The organism is Kineococcus arenarius subsp. arenarius (assembly GCF_050871845.1).
Taxonomy (GTDB): Bacteria; Actinomycetota; Actinomycetes; order Actinomycetales; family Kineococcaceae; genus Kineococcus.
In genome coordinates, this window is sequence record NZ_JBJLSE010000054.1 from 12,370 (window position 1) to 27,602 (window position 15,233).

Annotated in this window: 11 protein-coding genes; 4 read left to right on the top strand and 7 right to left on the bottom strand. The window is 73.8% G+C overall.

Annotated features, from left to right (window positions below; genetic code table 11):
• The first annotated feature begins 248 nt into the window (after positions 1 to 248).
• Positions 249 to 1,490 carry a thiolase family protein gene (locus ACRYM0_RS13450; RefSeq protein WP_432505843.1) on the top strand — a complete coding sequence of 414 codons (1,242 nt, stop codon included), beginning with the start codon at positions 249 to 251 and terminating at the stop codon, positions 1,488 to 1,490.
• Positions 1,490 to 3,568, top strand: coding sequence for a 3-hydroxyacyl-CoA dehydrogenase NAD-binding domain-containing protein (locus tag ACRYM0_RS13455; protein ID WP_432505845.1), 2,079 nt, complete (start codon positions 1,490 to 1,492; stop codon positions 3,566 to 3,568). Before ACRYM0_RS13450 ends, ACRYM0_RS13455 begins: the two co-directional genes overlap by 1 nt.
• On the opposite strand, the gene ACRYM0_RS13460 is transcribed toward ACRYM0_RS13455, so the two are convergent.
• Positions 3,540 to 5,006 carry a GGDEF domain-containing protein gene (locus ACRYM0_RS13460; RefSeq protein WP_432505847.1) on the bottom strand — a complete coding sequence of 489 codons (1,467 nt, stop codon included), beginning with the start codon at positions 5,004 to 5,006 and terminating at the stop codon, positions 3,540 to 3,542. The genes ACRYM0_RS13455 and ACRYM0_RS13460 overlap by 29 nt on opposite strands.
• A 62-nt stretch (positions 5,007 to 5,068) precedes the next feature.
• Here ACRYM0_RS13460 and valS point away from each other — a divergent pair, with 62 nt between their 5' ends.
• Entirely contained in the window at positions 5,069 to 7,720 is a 2,652-nt protein-coding gene (valS, locus tag ACRYM0_RS13465) for a valine--tRNA ligase (RefSeq protein WP_432505849.1), read from the top strand.
• Between the two features lie 529 nt (positions 7,721 to 8,249).
• On the opposite strand, the gene ACRYM0_RS13470 is transcribed toward valS, so the two are convergent.
• Positions 8,250 to 9,329 carry an inositol-3-phosphate synthase gene (locus ACRYM0_RS13470; RefSeq protein WP_432505850.1) on the bottom strand — a complete coding sequence of 360 codons (1,080 nt, stop codon included), beginning with the start codon at positions 9,327 to 9,329 and terminating at the stop codon, positions 8,250 to 8,252.
• Positions 9,329 to 9,922: a PadR family transcriptional regulator gene (locus ACRYM0_RS13475; protein WP_432505852.1), complete on the bottom strand. Its 594-nt coding sequence runs from the start codon at positions 9,920 to 9,922 to the stop codon at positions 9,329 to 9,331. The genes ACRYM0_RS13470 and ACRYM0_RS13475 overlap by 1 nt, the downstream gene beginning before the upstream one ends.
• A gap of 149 nt (positions 9,923 to 10,071) precedes the next feature.
• Here ACRYM0_RS13475 and ACRYM0_RS13480 point away from each other — a divergent pair, with 149 nt between their 5' ends.
• Positions 10,072 to 10,500: a MarR family winged helix-turn-helix transcriptional regulator gene (locus ACRYM0_RS13480; RefSeq protein WP_432505854.1), complete on the top strand. Its 429-nt coding sequence runs from the start codon at positions 10,072 to 10,074 to the stop codon at positions 10,498 to 10,500.
• 100 nt (positions 10,501 to 10,600) lie between these two features.
• On the opposite strand, the gene clpX is transcribed toward ACRYM0_RS13480, so the two are convergent.
• The 4 genes from clpX to tig form a co-directional block, all read right to left on the bottom strand.
• Complete coding sequence (gene clpX / locus ACRYM0_RS13485; protein WP_432505856.1) at positions 10,601 to 11,890, bottom strand: ATP-dependent Clp protease ATP-binding subunit ClpX; 1,290 nt, start codon at positions 11,888 to 11,890, stop codon at positions 10,601 to 10,603.
• A 176-nt stretch (positions 11,891 to 12,066) separates the two neighbouring features.
• Entirely contained in the window at positions 12,067 to 12,720 is a 654-nt protein-coding gene (locus ACRYM0_RS13490) for an ATP-dependent Clp protease proteolytic subunit (protein ID WP_432505858.1), read from the bottom strand.
• A 64-nt stretch (positions 12,721 to 12,784) separates the two neighbouring features.
• Entirely contained in the window at positions 12,785 to 13,360 is a 576-nt protein-coding gene (locus tag ACRYM0_RS13495) for an ATP-dependent Clp protease proteolytic subunit (protein WP_242129496.1), read from the bottom strand.
• Positions 13,361 to 13,601: 241 nt separating this feature from the next.
• Complete coding sequence (tig, locus tag ACRYM0_RS13500; RefSeq protein WP_432505859.1) at positions 13,602 to 15,062, bottom strand: trigger factor; 1,461 nt, start codon at positions 15,060 to 15,062, stop codon at positions 13,602 to 13,604.
• Between the last annotated feature and the right edge of the window lie 171 nt (positions 15,063 to 15,233).

Sequence of the window (15,233 nt, forward strand, 5' to 3'; positions counted from 1 at the left end):
ACACACAGTGAGCCCCCGCCCAGCCCTCACCCAGCGTTCTGACAGGACGTCACCCCTCCAGCCGACAGCGCGGGGGTGGTCGAGCGTCCGAGCGGGTGACCCGGGCGCCCGCACGGGTGAGGCGGCTTCCGGCGGGCGGCGCGCAGCGGCAGTACCTGTCACCACCGGTACCGGGTACCCGGGTGCCGGGCGTACTGTGGCCGCGGGCCGCGCCGCCGCGGCCCACCGCCACCGAACGAGGAGGTCCCGTGGCCCGCTCCACCCCCGCGGCGCGCAGCGTCGTGTTCGCCGACGGCGTGCGCACGCCGTTCGGCAAGGCCCGCCCCGACGGCCTGCACGCGCAGACCCGCGCCGACGACCTCGTGGTCGCCTGCCTGCGCGAACTGCTGCGGCGCAACCCCTCCCTGCCGCCCGAGCGCGTGGAGGAGGTCGCCATCGCCGCCGCCACCCAGAGCGGCGACCAGGGGCTCGTCCTCGGCCGCAGCGCCGCCCTGCTGGCGGGGCTGCCGGTGACGACCCCCGGCTACGCGGTCGACCGCTGGTGCGCCGGCGCCATGACGGCCGTCACCACCACGGCCGCCTCCATCGCGGTGGGCGCCCTGGACGTGGCGCTGGCCGGCGGCGTGGAGCACATGGGTCACCACCCCCTGGGGCAGGGGATGGACCCCAACCCGCGCTTCCTCACCGAGCGCATCGTCTCCCCCGACGCCCTGGACATGGGCAAGACCGCCGAGGCGCTGCACGACCGGTTCCCCGCCCTGACGAAGCAGCGCGCCGACGAGTACGCCGCCGCCAGCCAGCGGAAGTTCGCGCGGGCGGTGGCCGACGGGAAGGTCGGCGCCGACCTCGTCCCGGTCGCCGTGGCCAGCTCCGAGCAGGGTTGGGGCCTGGCCACCACCGACGAGCTCGCCCGCCCCGGGACGACCGTGGAGGGCCTGGCGGGCCTGCGCACCCCCTTCCGCCCGCACGGGCGCGTCACCGCCGGCAACGCCTCCCCGCTGACCGACGGGGCCACCGCCTGCCTGGTCGCCGAGGAGGGCACCGCCGCCGAGCTCGGCCTGGAGGTCCGCATGCGCCTGGTCGGCTTCGCCTACGCCGGCGTGGAACCGGAGGTCATGGGCCTGGGCCCGATCCCCTCCACCGAGAAGGCGCTGGCCCGCGCGGGCCTGACGATCGACGACGTCGGCCTGTTCGAGCTGAACGAGGCGTTCGCCGTGCAGGTCCTGTCCTTCCTGGACCACTTCGGCATCGCCGACGACGACGAGCGCGTCAACCCCTACGGCGGCGCCATCGCCATCGGCCACCCGCTGGCGGCCTCCGGCGTGCGGCTGATGACCCAGCTGGCCCGGCAGTTCGCCGAGCACCCCGAGGTCCGCTACGGCCTGACCGCGATGTGCGTCGGGCTCGGGCAGGGCGGCACGGTGATCTGGGAGAACCCGCACCACGCCGCGTACGAACCCACCACCGCGAGCGCCGGGGAGGCCCGCTGATGCCCGTGCACGTCCGCACCCTCGACCTGCCCGGCGCGCCCGGGGAGAGCGCCGGGCCGCCCGGTTCCGGCCGCCTCGCCCTGCTCACCCTGGACCCGGGCGAGCCGCGCAAGCCGTTCGTGCTGGGCGCCGAGACGCTGGGGCGGTTGCGCGAGGCGCTGGAGGAGGCGCAGCGCCTGGCCGCCGCCGGCGAGGTCGTCGCCGTGGGGATCACCGGCGTGCAGGGGGTGTTCTGCGCCGGGGCGGACCTGAAGGCCATGGCCGCCACCCCCGACCGCGAGACCGGGCTCGCCACCGGGCGCCTCGGCCACGACGTCCTCGGCCGGCTCGGCACCCTCGGCGTGCCGACCTTCGCGTACGTCAACGGCCTGGCCCTGGGCGGTGGGCTGGAGACCGCGCTGCACGCCACGTACCGCACCGTCGCCACCACCGCGCGCGGCCTGGGCCTGCCCGAGACCCACCTGGGCCTGGTGCCCGGCTGGGGCGGCACCTGGCTGCTGCCGCACCTGGCCGGTCCCGACGTCGCCGTGCGCATCGCCGTGGAGAACGCCCTGGCGAACAACCGCACGATCACCGGCCCCGAGGCCGTGGAGCTCGGCATCGCGGACCTGGCCGCCGAACCCGCCGACTTCCTGCTGCAGTCGCTGCGCTGGACGGCCGCCGTCCTCGCCGGCCGGGTGCAGGTGCCGCGGCGGGTCCCGCTGCCCGACGCCGAGGAGGCCGCCGCGTGGGAGGCGGCCGTCGCCCGCGGTCGCGCCGTGGCCGACGCCCGCGTGCGCGGCGCCGCGCCCGCCCCCTACCGGGCGCTCGACCTCGTCGCCGCCGCGCGCACGGGCACCCGCGAGGAGCACTTCGCCGCCGAGGACGCCGCGATCGGCGACCTCGTCGTCTCCCCGCAGCTGCGCGCCGGGCTGTACGCGTTCGACCTCGTGCAGCGCTGCGGCAGGAAGCCCACCGGGGCGCCGCCGCAGGACCTGGCGCGGAAGGTCACCTCCGCGGGCGTCGTGGGCGCCGGGCTGATGGCGAGCCAGATCGCGCTGCTGCTCCTGCACCGGCTGCAGGTGCCCGTGGTGCTCACCGACGTCGACGAGGCCCGCGTCGCCGGGGGGGTCGAGGCCGTGCGCTCCGGCGTGGACGACCTGCTCGCCAAGGGGCGCGTCACCCCGGACGTCGCGAACCGGCTGAAGGCGTCCGTGTCCGGCTCGGTGGACAAGTCCGCCCTCGCCGGCTGCGACCTCGTGATCGAGGCGGTGTTCGAGGAGATGGCCGTCAAGCACGCCGTGCTGCGCGAGCTGGAACCCCTGCTGCGCGAGGACGCCGTCATCGCCACCAACACCAGTTCCCTGTCGGTCACGGAGATGGCCTCGGTGCTGGAGCACCCGCAGCGGTTCGTCGGGTTCCACTTCTTCAACCCCGTCGCGGTGCTGCCGCTGGTGGAGGTGGTGCGCACCGAGCACACCGACGACGCGACGCTGGCCACCGCGTTCGCGGTCGGGGCGAAGCTGAAGAAGACGTGCGTGCTGGTGCGCGACGCCCCCGCGTTCGTCGTCAACCGGATCTCCACCCGCGTGTTCGACGAGGTGGTGCGCGCCGTGGACGCCGGCACGCCGCTGCTGGAGGCCGAGCACGCCCTGGACGAGCTGGGGCTGCCCATGACGCCGTTCCGGCTCGCCTCGTTCGTCGGTCCCGCCGTCATGCTGCACGTGCACGAGACGCTGGCCGCCGCGTTCCCCGACCGCTACCGCGTCTCGGAGAACCTGCGCCGCTGGGTCGAGGCCGGCTCGCCGGCCCTGGTCACCGCGAAGGGGCCGGTGGAGGCCACCGGGGCCGCCGAGCGCGTGCTCGTGCAGGGGGACGCACCGGTGAGCGGGCCCGAGCTGCTGCGCCGGGTGCAGGACGCGCTGGCCGACGAGGTCCGCCGCGTCCTCGACGAAGGCGTCGTGGCCGGTCCCGAGGACGTCGACGTGTGCCTGGTGCTGGGCACCGGGCACCCCCTGCACACCGGCGGGATCACTCCCTACCTGGACCGGGTGGGCGCCTCCGAGCGGGTCACCGGCCGCCGCTTCCACCCGTGCTGAGCAGCTCGGCCGCCGGCGCGGTGCGGGTGCAGCCGCGCCCGGCGGCCTTGGCCCCGTACAGCGCCGCGTCGGCGCGCGCCACGAGCGCCTCGACGTCCTCGGCCCCGTCCCACACGGCCAGGCCGGCCGAGAAGGACTGACCCCGCGGCACCAGGTCGCGCAGCTCGGCGAGGAGCTGCTCGGCGCGGCGCGGGCCCAGGCCCTCGGCGACGACGACGAACTCCTCCCCGCCCCAGCGGGCCAGCACGACCCCCGTGCCGGACAGCCGTGCGCTCCAGGCGTGCGCGGCGCCGGTCAGCAGCCGGTCCCCGGCCGGGTGCCCGAAGGTGTCGTTGAACCGCTTGAAGCGGTCCAGGTCCAGCACGGCGAGCACCAGCGGGGTGCCGGCCGCCCGCGCGCGGGCGCGCAGCCGCTCCGTCTCGGCGGCGGCGCTGCGCCGGTTCAGCAGGCCGGTCAGCGGGTCGGTGCGGGCCAGCTCGGCGAGCTGCCCGGCCTGCTGGCGCACCCGGCGCAGCAGCGTCCACATCCGCGCCACGACCAGCAGGAACAGCACGGTGGAGGAGACCACCACGGACCACGCCGACAGCGGCGCGCCCGTCAGCAGCTGCACGGCGAGGGTCCCCGGGGCCAGCAGGCTCGCCGCGGCCAGCAGCGCCAGCCGCGGCGCGCCCAGGTCGTCGCGCTCGGCCGGGGAGGGGTCGGAGAGCCGGCGCATCGACGGGTGCAGCGCCGCCGCTCCCCAGAGCACGTACGACAGCAGCCAGAGGGGGTCGAAGGCGGTGCCGTCGTAGCCGACCGCGGCGTAGGCCGCCTGGTAGGCCGCGTCCGCGGCGAGCACGACGAGGGCGGCGGCCGCCAGGAGGCGGAAGCCGGGCGAGCGGGCACCCGCGGCCGACATCAGGCGCACGAGCATCGCCAGCAGGAACACGTCCGCCAGCGGGTACGCGGCGGAGACCACCCCGCCGAGCACGTCGTCGTGCACGCTCGCCAGCGCGGGCCGCAGCAGGAACGTCCAGGACAGCAGCCCCGCCCCCACCGACAGGATCGTCGCGTCGATCACCCCCTCGAGGTCCTGGCCGGGACGGGCCCGCCGGGCCAGGGACAGCAGGGAGAACCCCAGCAGGGGGTAGGCCAGCAGGTACGCGACGTCGGGCGGCGCCGGGTACGCCTGCGACCCCAGGACGTCGTAGACGACGGTGTACAGCACGTCGCCCACCGCCCAGCAGCCCATGCCGGCCGCCATGCACCACCACGCGCGCGGGTGCACCGGGCGGTGCACCCGCGCGCCGACGGCGATCGCGACCGCGCTGGAGGCGCTGACGAGGGAGAAGACCGCGTCGTGGGCGGTACCCCCCAGGCACAGGCACAGCGCCGCCAGCGCCCCGGCGAGCAGCAGGTACCCGACCCACAGCGGGAACCGGCGGACGCGGGAGAGCACCGTGGTGCATCGGCCTGCCGGGGCGCTGACTTCACCCCTCGCCCCTGCGGGATGATGGGGGCATGTCCGACGCCAGCACCGCGCCCGCACCCCAGCACCGCCCGGACGGCACCGCCGCCGGCGTCTCGGTCCCCGACCGCCCCACCGTCGACGGCCTGGAGGAGCGCTGGGCGCCGGTGTGGCAGGAGAGCGGCACCTACGCCTTCGACCGCACCGCCGAGCGCGCCGGCGTGTACTCCATCGACACCCCCCCACCCACGGTGTCCGGCTCCCTGCACGTCGGCCACGTCTTCAGCTACACCCACACCGACGTGGTGGCCCGCTTCCAGCGCATGCGCGGCAAGTCGGTCTTCTACCCGATGGGCTGGGACGACAACGGCCTGCCCACCGAGCGGCGCGTGCAGAACTACTACGGCGTGCGCTGCGACCCCTCGCTGCCGTACGAGGCGTCCTTCACCCCGCCGGAGAAGGCGCCGAAGAACGACCGCGACTTCGTGCAGGTCTCCCGGCGCAACTTCGTGGAGCTGTGCGAGCGGCTGACGGCCGAGGACGAGCAGGTCTTCGAGTCGCTGTGGCGGCGCCTGGGCCTGTCGGTGGACTGGTCGCACACCTACTCCACGATCTCCGCGGCCTCCCGCGCCGCCGCCCAGCGCGCGTTCCTGCGCAACCTCGCCCGCGGCGAGGCGTACGCCGCCGAGGCCCCCACCCTGTGGGACACGACCTTCCGCACCGCCGTGGCGCAGGCGGAGCTGGAGGACCGCGAGCGCGAGGGCGCCTACCACCGCGTCGCGTTCGAGCGCACCGACGGCGGTGAGCCGGTGTTCATCGAGACCACCCGGCCCGTCCTCATCCCCGCCGTCGTCGCCCTCGTGGCCCACCCCGACGACGAGCGCTACCAGCCGCTGTTCGGCACCACCGTGCGCTCGCCGCTGTTCGGCGTCGAGGTGCCCGTGGTGGCGCACCGCCTGGCCGAGCCGGACAAGGGCTCGGGCATCGCGATGATCTGCACCTTCGGCGACACCACCGACGTGACGTGGTGGCGCGAGCTGCAGCTGCCCACCCGCGCCGTCATCGGCTGGGACGGCCGGCTGGTGCGCGAGACGCCGGAGTGGATCGCCGGCGGTCCCGGCGAGGAGCTGTGGGCCGAGATCGGCGGCGCCACCGTGCACACCGCCCAGGAGAAGGTCGTCGCCGCGCTGCGCGAGTCCGGCGCGATGGTCGGTGAGCCGAAGAAGATCGTGCACCCGGTGAAGTTCTACGAGAAGGGCGACCGCCCCCTCGAGATCGTCACCACCCGCCAGTGGTACCTGCGCAACGGCGGCCGCGACGCGGAGCTGCGCGAACAGCTGCTCGAGCGCGGCGCGCAGCTGACCTGGTACCCGGAGCACATGAAGCACCGCTACGACCACTGGGTCTCCGGCCTGAACGGCGACTGGCTGATCTCCCGCCAGCGGTTCTTCGGCGTGCCGTTCCCCGTCTGGTACCCCCTCGACGAGGACGGTTCCCCCCGCTACGACTCCCCCGTCCTGCCCGAGGAGTCCGCGCTGCCGGTGGACCCCGCCTCGGAGACCCCGCCCGGCTACTCCGAGTCCCAGCGCGGCGTGCCCGGCGGTTTCACCGCGGACCCCGACGTCATGGACACCTGGGCGACGTCCTCGCTGACCCCGCAGATCGCCGGCGGCTGGGAGCGCGACCCCGACCTGTACGGGCGCGTCTTCCCCATGGACCTGCGCCCGCAGGGGCAGGACATCATCCGCACCTGGCTGTTCTCCACCGTGGTGCGCTCGCACCTGGAGACCGGCGGCCTGCCGTGGTCGAAGGCCGCGCTGTCGGGCTGGATCCTCGACCCGGACCGCAAGAAGATGTCCAAGTCCAAGGGCAACGTCGTCACCCCGCTGGGGCTGCTGGAGGAGCACGGCTCGGACGCGGTGCGCTACTGGGCGGCGTCCTCGCGCTTGGGCACCGACGCCACCTTCGACACCGGTCAGATGAAGGTCGGCCGCCGGCTGGCGATGAAGCTGCTCAACGCCTCCAAGTTCGTCCTCGGCCTGGGTGTCGAGCGCGGCACCGCCGCCGACCCGGCCGCGGTCACCGAACCGCTCGACGTCAGCGTCCTGGTGCACCTGGCGAAGGTGGTGCGCAGCGCCACCGACGCGTTCGAGCGCTACGACCACGCCACCGCCCTGGACGTCACCGAGCGGTTCTTCTGGACCTTCTGCGACGACTGGGTCGAACTGGTCAAGGACCGCGCCTACGGCGCCCGCGGCGAGCAGGCGCAGGCCTCCGCCCGCGCCACCGCCGCCATCGCGCTGCGCACCCTGCTGCGGCTGTTCGCCCCCTTCCTGCCGTTCGCCGCGGAGGAGGTGTGGTCCTGGTGGCAGGACGGCTCGGTGCACACCGCGTCCTGGCCCGTCGTCGACGAGCTCGGCCCCGCCGCCGCGGACACCGCTGCGCTGGGCGTGCTGGGCGCCGCCGGGCAGGCCCTGTCCGCGCTGCGCAAGGTCAAGAGCGAGGCGAAGGTCTCCCAGAAGACCCCGCTGACCGCCGCCACCGTGTTCGGGCCGGCGGACGTGACCGCCGACGCCGCCCGCGCCGAGGCGGACGTGCTGGCCGCCAGCCGCGCGGCCTCGATCACCTGGCAGGAGGTGCCGGTCGCCGAGGGCGAGCAGGCACCGGTGCTGACGGCGAAGGCGGAGATCGCCGAGCAGGACTGACGTTCCGCTCCGGACGGGGCCGCTCCCTCACGGGGGCGGCCCCGTCGGCGTTCGCGTCGCGTTCTCGCGGTGCGGTGGTCGCCTCGGCGGGGCCGGTGGCGGGTGCTGCGGCCGGCTCTCCGCCCGCTGCTCGGTGCACCGTCGCACCTGTCCGCGCGGGGCGGGCTCCGGACGCCGGCCTCCGCACCCGCCACCGTCCTGTCACCTCGCACCTCTCCCCTCCCCCACATCGCCCCCCGGGGCCGGAGCAGCGCCTGGCCGTCGGGTGCGCGGGGTCCCGCGGCGCACCCGCAGCGCGGGCGGAGGTGACCGGCCACGGTGGTGAGGCCGGAGGGTGGCGGGGTGGTCCGGTCGACGGGCGTCCGGAGCCCGCGCCCGACTGCTCGAGGCGCCGCGCACGCAGAACTCGGCGCGGGCGGAGAGCCCGACGGCCGGACCGCCCCGCCACCCGGCCGCGAACCCGGACCGGGGAACGACGGAACCCCGCAGTGCGGGTGCACCACGGGGTTCCGCGCGGGGAGACGGCCGATCAGCGCTCGACGGTCCCGGCGATGAACTCCTCGACGGCGGCGCGGCCGCGCTCGTCGTCGCGCTGCTCGGGCGGGGACTTCATGAAGTACGCCGACGGGGACAGCAGCGGGCCGCCGATGCCGCGGTCCAGGCCGATCTTCGCGGCGCGCACCGCGTCGATGATGACGCCGGCGGAGTTCGGGGAGTCCCAGACCTCCAGCTTGTACTCCAGGTTCAGCGGGACGCCGCCGAACGCCTCGCCCTCGAGGCGGACGTAGGCCCACTTGCGGTCGTCGAGCCACTGGACGTAGTCGCTGGGGCCGATGTGCACGTCGCGGGTGCCGAAGTCGGCCTGGACGTTGCTGGTGACGGCCTGCGTCTTGGAGGTCTTCTTGGACTCCAGGCGGTCGCGCTCGAGCATGTTCTTGAAGTCCATGTTGCCGCCGACGTTGAGCTGGTACGTCCGCTTGAGCTTGATGCCGCGGTCCTCCAGCAGCTTGGCCAGCACCCGGTGGGTGATGGTGGCGCCGACCTGCGACTTGATGTCGTCGCCGACGATGGGCAGGCCCGCGTCGGTGAACTTCTGCGCCCACTCGGGGGTGCTGGCGATGAAGACGGGCAGGGCGTTGACGAAGGCGCAGCCGGCGTCGATGGCGCACTGGGCGTAGAACTTCGCCGCGTCCTCGGAGCCGACCGGCAGGTAGCACACGACGACGTCGGCGCGGGCCTCGCGCAGGGCGGCGACGACGTCCACCGGTTCGGCCGTGGACTCGGTGATGGTCTCGCGGTAGTAGCGGCCCAGGCCGTCGAGGGTGTGCCCGCGCTGGACGGTGACCCCGGTGGTGGGGACGTCGCAGATCTTGATCGTGTTGTTCTCGCTGGCGCCGATGGCGTCGGCGAGGTCGGTGCCGACCTTCTTGTCGTCGACGTCGAACGCGGCGACGAACGTCACGTCGCGCACGTGGTAGTCGCCGAACTTCACGTGCATGAGGCCGGGCACGGTCGTGGCCTCGTCGGCGTCGGCGTAGAAGTGGACGCCCTGGACGAGGGAGGCGGCGCAGTTGCCCACCCCCACGACGGCGACGCGGATCTCGGACATCAACTCTCCTCGAGAGGGGGTGCGGCCGGAACGCCCGGCCGGGCGGGGGCACGGCGCTCGGCCGTGATGAGGCGGTCCAGCCAGTCCACCTCGCTGCGGACGGTCTCCAGGCCGTGGCGCTGGGCCTCGAGGGCGTACGCGTCGAGCTGGGCCTGGGCCCGCTCGATGGTGGCGGTGAGCTGCTCCACGCGTTCCAGCAGCCGGGCGCGGCGGCCCTCCAGGATGCGCAGCCGCGTGCGGGGGGCGACGCGCTGGAACAGGGCCAGGCGCACCCCGAACGCGTCGTCCTCCCAGGCGGCCGGGCCGGCCTCCTCGAGCAGTTCGGCGAGGCGCTCCCTGCCGTGCTCGGTGATCTCGTAGACGACGCGGGCCCGCTTGGCGCTCACCGTGCCGGGCGTGCGCGGCCCGGTGGTCTCGGTGATGCAGCCGCCGGCCTGCAGGGTGCGCAGGCACGGGTAGAGCGTGCCGTACGAGAGGGCGCGGAAGGCCCCCAGCCGCACGTCGAGGCGGCGGCGGACCTCGTAGCCGTGCAGAGGGCCCTCGGCGAGCAGGGCCAGCACCGCCAGGGGCAGCACGTCACCGCGCCTGCGCACCACTGGACACCTCCGGGAACCTTCGTCGATGCATCGGTTCGATGCATCGCAACGACCATACGGGGGCCGGCACCCCACCACAACACCCGGGGCCGCGCAGAGCCGTGGCGATCACGCGGCGAGGCGCGCGGGGGCGGTACGGTTCCCCCGTGCACCACGACGCCGCAGACCACTTGGAGCGTGAGCTCGCCGTCCTGCTGCGCCGCTCCCGGGCGATCAGCCGGGAGACGGCCCGCACGGTGCACCCGGACCTGGAACCGGAGGCGTACAGCCTGCTGGTGCGCCTGGACGACCTGGGCGAGGCGCGCCCCTCCGACCTGGCCGCGTTCTTCGGGATCGGCAAACCCACCCTGAGCCGGCAGGTGCAGCTGCTGGAGGGCCTGGGCCTGGTCGAGCGGACCGCGGACCCCACCGACGGGCGGGCGGTGCGGTTGCGCCTGTCCCCCACCGGGGCCGAGCAGCTGCTCGCCGCCCGCGAGGCGCGCCGCCAGCGCCTGCACGCCCGCCTGCAGGACTGGTCCGAGGAGGACATGAACCAGCTGGCCACGCTCGTGGCGCGCCTGAACTCCCAGCTCTGACCCGGGGCCTCGCCGCTGCGGCACCACGGACGAAGGGCCCCACCCGTGCTCGGCACGGGTGGGGCCCCTGTCGTCGTCTCGTCCGCGTGGCGGCGCGGCCTCAGGCCGACTTCTCGCGGCGCTCCCGGCTGCCCTTGCGCGCCGGAGCCTCGCGGGGCACCAGGGTCGGGTTCACGTTCTTCAGCACGACCTCGCGGGTGACCACCACGCGCGCGATGTCGTCGCGGCTGGGCACGTCGAACATGACCGGCAGCAGCACCTCCTCGAGGATCGCGCGCAGGCCCCGGGCGCCCGTGCCGCGCAGGATCGCCTGGTCGGCCACTGCCTCCAGGGCGTCGGGGGTGAACTCCAGCTCCACGCCGTCCAGCTCGAACATGCGCTGGTACTGCTTGGCCAGGGCGTTGCGGGGCTCGGTGAGGATGCGCACCAGCGCCTCGCGGTCCAGGTTCTCCACCGTGGTGATCACCGGCAGGCGGCCGATGAACTCCGGGATCAGCCCGAACTTCATGAGGTCCTCGGGCATCACGTCGCCGAAAGCCGGCTCGAGCTTCGCGGCGCCCGTGGGACGCAGCTGGGCGCCGAAGCCCAGGCCCTGTTTGCCGGCACGGGCCTCGATGAGGCGGTCCAGGCCGGCGAAGGCGCCACCCACGATGAACAGCACGTTCGTCGTGTCGATCTGGATGAACTCCTGGTGCGGGTGCTTGCGGCCGCCCTGCGGCGGCACGCTCGCCGTGGTCCCCTCGAGGATCTTCAGCAGGGCCTGCTGCACGCCCTCGCCGGACACGTCGCGGGTGATCGACGGGTTCTCCGACTTGCGGGCGATCTTGTCGACCTCGTCGATGTAGATGATGCCCGTCTCGGCCTTCTTGACGTCGTAGTCGGCGGCCTGGATGAGCTTGAGGAGGATGTTCTCCACGTCCTCGCCGACGTACCCGGCCTCCGTCAGCGCCGTGGCGTCGGCGATGGCGAACGGGACGTTGAGCATCTTGGCCAGCGTCTGCGCCAGGTAGGTCTTGCCGCAGCCCGTCGGGCCGATCAGCAGGATGTTGGACTTGGAGATCTCGACGGCGTCGTCGCGGCTCTTGGCCGGGTCCCCCACCTGGATGCGCTTGTAGTGGTTGTACACGGCCACCGCCAGCGCCTTCTTGGCCGCGGACTGGCCGATGACGTACTGGTCGAGGAACTCGAAGATCTCCCGGGGCTTGGGCAGCTCCACCAGGCCCAGGTCGTTGGCCTCGGCGAGCTCCTCCTCGATGATCTCGTTGCAGAGGTCGATGCACTCGTCGCAGATGTACACGCCGGGACCGGCGATGAGCTTCTTGACCTGCTTCTGGCTCTTTCCGCAGAAGGAGCACTTCAGCAGGTCGCCACCGTCACCGATGCGTGCCACCGACGGATTCCTCTCCTCGTACTGCTCGACGGTGCCGCTGACTCCGCGGGAGCGCCGTCCACGGCACCGTCACGACTCGACCACGCTACCTGCCGGGGACCTCCCGCGGACTCATTAGACGCCCCCGGGGGACACGGTGCCAGACCGGCCCCCCGGGACGCGCCGCGCACTGCTGCCTAACGGGTGAGGGCCGAGGCCTTGCGGCTGACCAGCACCTCGTCGATCAGGCCGTACTCGACGGCCTCCTCGGCGGAGAGGAACTTGTCGCGCTCGATGTCCGTGCCCACCTGCTCGGCGGTGCGGCCCGAGTGCGCCGCCAGCGTCTGCTCCAGCCAGGTGCGCATCCGCAGGATCTCGTTGGCCTGGATCTCCAGGTCGGAGGCCTGCCCGTACCCGCCGCCGGACATCGCCGGCTGGTGGATGAGGATGCGCGAGTTGGGCAGGGCGAACCGCTTGCCCGGGGTGCCCGCGGCCAGCAGGACCGCCGCGGCCGAGGCGGCCTGGCCCATGCAGTACGTCTGGATGTCCGGACGGATGTACTGCATCGTGTCGTAGATCGCCGTCAGGGCCGTGAAGGACCCGCCGGGCGAGTTGATGTACATGATGATGTCGCGGTCGGTGTCCTGCGACTCCAGGACGATCAGCTGGGCGATGATGTCGTCCGCCGACGCGTCGTCCACCTGCACGCCGAGGAAGATGATGCGGTCCTCGAAGAGCTTGGTGTAGGGGTCCGAGCGCTTCATCCCGTAGGACGTGCGCTCCTCGAACTGCGGGAGCACGTAGCGCGCCGAGGGCGCGAGCGCGGGGTCGAAGCGGCTGTGCTGGTCCATCGGACGGTCTCCCATCTGGGCGGTCACGTGCGGCGGGACGTGGAGCGGGGAGCGGCCCGCGGGCTCACGCACCGGTGCCCCCGCCACCCGAGACCTCGCTGGAGCGGCCGACGACGTGGTCGATCAGGCCGTACTCCTGGGCCTCCTCGGCCGTGAACCAGCGGTCGCGGTCGGAGTCGCGCGTGATCGTCTCGTAGCTCTGACCGCTGTGCTGGGCGATCAGCTCGGCCATCTGCTTCTTCGTCATGATGATCTGCTCGGCGAGGATCTTGATGTCGCTCGCGGAGCCGCCCAGGCCACCCAGCGGCTGGTGCATCATGATCTTCGCGTGCGGCAGCGCGGACCGCTTGCCCGCAGCACCCGCGCACAGCAGGAACTGGCCCATCGAGGCCGCCAGGCCGGTGGCGATGGTCGCCACGTCCGGCTTGATGTACTGCATCGTGTCGTAGATCGACATGCCCGCGGAGACCGACCCGCCGGGCGAGTTGATGTACATGTAGATGTCGGCGTCCGGGTCCTCGGCCGCCAGCAGCAGCAGCTGGGCGCAGATGGCGTTGGCCATCTCGTCGCGGACCTCCGAGCCCAGCCAGATGATCCGCTGCTGCAGGAGCCGCTGGTAGACGTTGTCGTCGAGGCCCATCCCCGGCGTGCCCGGCGTACGGGCGTGCTGCGGCGTCACCAGTCCCGGTGCGCTCAAGATCTCGCTCACGCTGTTCCCTGGCCCTCTCCTGGCGTCGACCACCCCCGCGGACGGGGGCCGGCGGAGCGTCCCGCCGATCTCGATCGACCCTAACGCGCAGGTCCCGCAGGGCATGTCGGGGCCGGGGGCTTTTCGCTGTGGGCGCACCGGCACCGGGCCGGTGCGCCCACGGCGCGCGGGGTCAGCCCTGGGGGCGGTCCTCGCCGTCCTGCTCCTGCCCGGCGGCGGCGTCGGCCGCGGCCTGGGCGTCCTCGCCCACCGGGTCGACCGTCTGGCCGGCCTCGGGCGCGTCCGCCGCGTCCTCGGCGCCGTCCGCGCGCTCCTCGGCACCGCCCTCGGCGGGCACGCCGGCGGCGTCCTCGTCGTCCTCGGCGCCGCCCACGAGCTCCTCCAGGTCCACGACGTTGCCCGAGGCGTCCTTCACGGTGGCCTTCTCCATCGCCACCGCCAGCGCCTTGCGGCGGCGCACCTCGGAGACCATGGAGGGCACCTGGCCCGCCTGGTCCACCATCTGCACGAACTGGTTGGGCTCCATGCCGTACTGCTGGGCCTGCCCGACCAGGTACTCCAGCAGCTCCTGCTGCTCCACGCCGATCTCCTCGCGCTCGGCGAGGGCGTCCAGCAGCAGCTGGCTGCGCAGCGCGGCGCGGGTGCTCTCGTCGATCTCGGCGCGGTGCTCGGCGTCCTCCAGGCGGTTCTCGCGCTCGAGGTGCGTGTGGATCTCCGCCTCGACCAGCGACTCGGGGACGGGCACCTCGACCAGCTCCAGCAGCTTCTCCAGGACGCGGTCGCGCGCCTGCAGGCCCTGCTCGAACTTCTTGGACTGCTCCACCTGGGTGCGCAGGTCGGCGCGCAGCTCGTCCAGGGTGTCGAACTCGCTGGCCAGCTGGGCGAAGTCGTCGTCGGCGTCGGGGAGCACCCGCTCCTTGACGGACTGCACCGTCACGGTGATCTGGGCGTCCTGGCCCTTGCGGTCACCGCCGGCCAGCGGCGCGGTGAAGGTGGTGGTGCCCTCGGCGGACAGGCCCGTCACGGCCTCGTCCAGACCGATGATCATGTTGCCCTGGCCGACCTGGTAGGAGATGCCCTTGGCGGTCTCGATCTCCTCGCCGTCGATCTCGGCGCGCAGGTCCAGGGAGACGAAGTCGCCGTCCGCGGCGGGGCGGTCCACGCCGGTCAGCGTGCCGAAGCGCTCGCGCAGGGCGTCCAAGCGCTGCTCGACGTCCTCATCGGAGATCGCCAGGTCGTCGACGGACACCTCGAGCTCGTCCAGGACCGGCAGCTCCAGGGTGGGGCGCACGTCCACCTCGACGGAGAAGCGCAGGTCACCGCCCGTCTTGGGGTCCGGCGCCTGGGAGACGTCCACGGTCGGCTGGCCCAGCGGGCGCAGCTCCCTCTCCTCCACGGCGCGCTGGTAGAACTTCGGCAGCGCGTCGTTGACGGCCTCCTCCAGCACCGCGGCGCGGCCGAAGCGCTGGTCGATGACGCGGGCGGGGACCTTGCCGCGGCGGAAGCCCGGCACCTGGACCTGGCCCGCGATCGACTTGTAGGCGGCGTCGAGGCTCGGCTTCAGCTCGTCGTAGCCGACCTCGACGGTCAGCTTCACCCGGGTCGGGTTGAGGGTCTCGACGTCGCTCTTCACAGCGGGGTTCTCCTGGGGTCTCTCCGCGCCGGGGCGGAGGTCGTGGTCAGGCGTGGGGGGGGGGGGGGGGGGCCCCGCCCCCCCCCCACCCCTTCCCCCACCCCCCCGCCGGGTCCCCCCCCCCCCCCCCCCCCCCCCCCCCCGCGCCGCCCCCACCGCCGGCGCTGCCGC

Bases quoted from the DNA above. Each gene is read 5' to 3' on its own strand.
- ACRYM0_RS13455 (WP_432505845.1), top strand. From the start codon at position 1,490: ATGCCCGTGCACGTCCGCACCCTCGACCTGCCCGGCGCGCCCGGGGAG.
- valS (WP_432505849.1), top strand. From the start codon at position 5,069: ATGTCCGACGCCAGCACCGCGCCCGCACCCCAGCACCGCCCGGACGGC.
- ACRYM0_RS13470 (WP_432505850.1), bottom strand. From the start codon at position 9,329: ATGTCCGAGATCCGCGTCGCCGTCGTGGGGGTGGGCAACTGCGCCGCC.
- ACRYM0_RS13490 (WP_432505858.1), bottom strand. From the start codon at position 12,720: ATGGACCAGCACAGCCGCTTCGACCCCGCGCTCGCGCCCTCGGCGCGC.
- ACRYM0_RS13495 (WP_242129496.1), bottom strand. From the start codon at position 13,360: ATGGGCCTCGACGACAACGTCTACCAGCGGCTCCTGCAGCAGCGGATC.